Raw genomic sequence first — 3,509 nt, forward strand, 5'->3', positions numbered from 1 at the left:
CGTTCCTGGCCAGCTTCGTCGCCGGCGACTCGTTCCTGCCCCGCTGGCTGACCAAGCGCGGCCACCGGCTGGCGCTGTCCAACGGCATCATCGTGCTCACCGTGGTGTCGCTGATCCTGCTGGTCGCGACGAAGGCCCAGGTCAACGGACTGGTCCCGTTCTACGCGATCGGCGTATTCACCGGGTTCTCGATCGCCGGCTTCGGTATGGCCAGGTACCACAAGCGGGTAAAGGAGACCGGCTGGCGGCGGCGGCTCGTCATCAACAGGACCGCGGCGATCTACACCGCGATCGTGGTTGTCATCTTCGCGGTCGTGAAGTTCACCGAGGGCGCCTGGGTGATCGTGATCATCTTCCCGACCCTGGTGTTCCTCCTCATCCGGCTCAACAGGGAGTACCGGATGGAGGCCGAGGTGCTGGAGAACATCGGCGACCGCCGGGCGGCGGGCATCCCGGCGCGGCAGCCGAACTACAGCCGCCGGGTCGTGCTCATCTTCGTGGACAGCGTGGACCTGGCGACGTTCGCCGCGATCAGGTACGCGCGCGGCCTGCGGCCGACCTCGATGCGCGCCGTCCACTTCGTCATCGACAGCACCCAGGCCGAGACGCTGCGGGAGGACTGGGTGCGGTTCGGGCAGGACATCCCGCTCGAGATGATCGATACCCCGGATCGCAGGCTGCTGCGCGCAGCGGTGGAGCTCGTCAGCCACGAAGCCGCGCAGAAGAGCACGAACGTCACCGTCGTGCTGCCGCGGCGCAGCTACTCGCCGCTGCTCGGCCGCCTGCTGCACGACCGCACGGCGGACAAGATAGCCGCGGTGGTGAGCCAGGTGCCGAACTCCGCCGCCACGATCATCCCCTTCGACGTGCCCAGCCGCGTCCAGGTGCTGCACGCGAGGCAGGCCGCCCGCGTCGCGGCGGACGGTGACGGTGCGGAGAGGGCCGGGTCCGTTCGGACAAAGGAAAAGAGCGCGACCACCGCTGCCGCCGGGGTGCGGCAGGACGGGAACGGGGCGCAACCCCCCGCTCCGCCCGCCGGGGTCACGCCCATCGGCGCGCTCACCGCGCCGGGGAAGGCGATCGTCGAGGGCCGGGTGCGGTCGGTCGAGATCCGCCCCGTCGAGCAGAACTGCGTCTTCGAGTGCACGGTCGCCGACGCCACCGGAGAACTGACGGCCATGTTCTACGGCCGTACCCACATCCCCGGTGTCGAGCCCGGCGCGCGGCTGCGGCTCCAGGGCAAGGTGTCCGTCAGGGAAGACGGCCCGGTCATGATCAACCCGGCGTACCAGCTAGTGGCGAGGGAGTCGGCGGACTGAGCGCTACTCCTCCTCGACGGCGGAGACCAGTTCGTACGCGGGGTTGATCATGACCGGCTGGCCGTCGCGGATGCCCGCCGATCCCTGCAGCCTGACGCGGGAACCGCAGATCAGGCCAGGGATGTTCGAGCGGCCGTAGAACATCGCGGTGAGGTTGCCCGTCGGGTCGTGGATCTCCACGGCGAGCACCGAGTTGTGCTCCACCGGCCGGATCTCGATGACGCGGACCTTGCCCTCCACCGTGACCTTGCGCGGCGTGGTGACCGACCCGATCGGGGTGGTGCCCTTGGACGGCCCGCGCTGGCCCTGCTGCCTGCGCGGCTTACCGTCGGGCAGGGCGTGCTGGCTTACGACGTCCGCCTGGCGCGCGAGCTCGGCGGCGATGGCCGCCTGGCCGTCGAGCGATTTGACCGATTCCGCCGGCCGGGGCGCCTCCACCGGCGTCGCTGCCTTGCCTGCCTTCGCCGCCTTCACCGCTGCCTGGCGGCTTTGCAGCACCTCCACCCGGCTCGGCACGTCGTAAGGCACGATCGTGGCGGCCGACCGCGGGATGCGGCTGACCACCGCGGCGATCTTGTCCGCGGTGCGGTCGTGCAGCAGGCGGCCGAGCAGCGGCGAGTAGCTGCGCCGCGGCAAGATCACCGTGACGTGCGTGCCCGGGTCCTGGATCTCGCGCTCCACCAGGTCGCTTGCCGCCTTGATCAGCCTGCGGTCCGGGCAGTCGATGAAGTCAAGCGCCACGCCGCGGTCCGCCCTGGTCCACTTCTCCCGCAGTCGCTCGGCCCGCAGGCTGTCGATGACGAAGTGCACGGCGCGGATCGAGGTCGGCCGCAGCGACCGCGCGTACCGCAGCGCGGCGAGCGTGGCGAGGTCGAAGCTGTCCACGAAGACGAAGACGACCCGCCGGGAGTAGTGCGGAGGCGGCGGCGGCTGCTCGCCGGTGACCGTCTCGAGCACCTCGGCCTCCGCGCGGTACTCGGTATTCAGCCGGATCAGCGCGGGGACCAGGATGGCGAACAGCACGAGCACCACCCAGGCGCCCTCGGTGAACTTCACGACCGCGAAGATGAGCACGACGACCAGGCTCAGTGCGCCTGCCGAGAAGTTGATCGCGAACTTGTAGCGCCAGCCCTGTTCGCGGCGCGTGTGATGGTACTTGGCCATGCCGAAGCCGGCCATCGTGAACGCGGTGAACACGCCGATCGCGTACAGCGGCACCAGGTTGTTGACGTCCGCGTCCTTGATGATCAGCAGCGCCACCGAGGTGATCGTCAGCAGGATGATCGCGTTGGAGAACACCAGCCGGTGGCCGCGCTTGAGCAGCCAGCGGGGCAGGAAGGAGTCGCCAGCCACGTAGCTGGTCAGGAACGGGAAGCCGTTGAAGCTGGTGTTGCCGCCGGTGTAGAGGATCAGCATCGTGGCGACCTGCACCAGGTAGAACAGCGACTGGCCGATGAAGGCGGAGCCGAAGACCTTCTGCGCCTCCTGGGCCAGCACTGTCGGGTAGCCCGCTGTGTACGGCGTTGCGTGCGTGATGTGCGCGAGCCAGCCGATGCCGGCTACCAGCGTGCCGAGGATGATGCCCTCGGCGACCAGCACCCGGCGGGCGTTGATTCCCTCCGGCGGGCGGAACGCGCCGACCGCGTCGCTCACCGCCTCGATGCCGGTGAGCGACGCGCCGCCGTTGGCGAACGCGCGCAGCAGCGTGAAGATCATGACCACGCTGATGATCCCCGAGGTGCTCGAGCCGAGCATGTAGGTGCCGTGCATGGTGGCCGGGTCATACGGGTGGAGCTGGCCGAGGGCCTCGCGGATCAGGCCGACCACGATCATCAAGATGACCGAGCCAGCGAATAGGTAGGTGGGGATGGCGAAGGACCGGCCCGCCTCCTTGAGGCCGCGCAGGTTGCCGTAGCACATCAGGAGCACGACCCCGACGCAGATCTCCAGCTTGTACGGGCCGACAGCAGGGAAGGCGGACGCGACGGCGGCGGTGCCGGCCGCGATCTGGACGGCGACGGTCACCACGTAGTCGATCAGCAGCGCCACCGCGCAGACCTGGGCTATCCGCGGACCGAAGTTCTCCCGCGCGACGACATAGGAGCCGCCCGGCCTGATGTACACCATGACGACCTCGCGGTAGGACAGCACCACGAGCGTCATCACGAACAGAATGACCAGCGTCAGCGG

The 3,509-nt window shown here is 69.1% G+C and carries 2 protein-coding genes; one reads left to right on the top strand and one right to left on the bottom strand.

What is annotated here, in order from left to right:
* On the top strand, positions 1-1,319 hold a 1,319-nt coding region (locus WA805_RS15370), incomplete at its 5' end, for a hypothetical protein (RefSeq protein ID WP_425242654.1).
* Positions 1,320-1,322: 3 nt separating this feature from the next.
* Here WA805_RS15370 and WA805_RS15375 read toward each other — a convergent pair.
* On the bottom strand, positions 1,323-3,509 hold a 2,187-nt coding region (locus tag WA805_RS15375), incomplete at its 5' end, for an amino acid permease (RefSeq protein WP_425242655.1).

Origin of the sequence: Trebonia sp. (assembly GCF_049794275.1) — a bacterium.
Taxonomy (GTDB): Bacteria; Actinomycetota; Actinomycetes; order Streptosporangiales; family Streptosporangiaceae; genus Trebonia.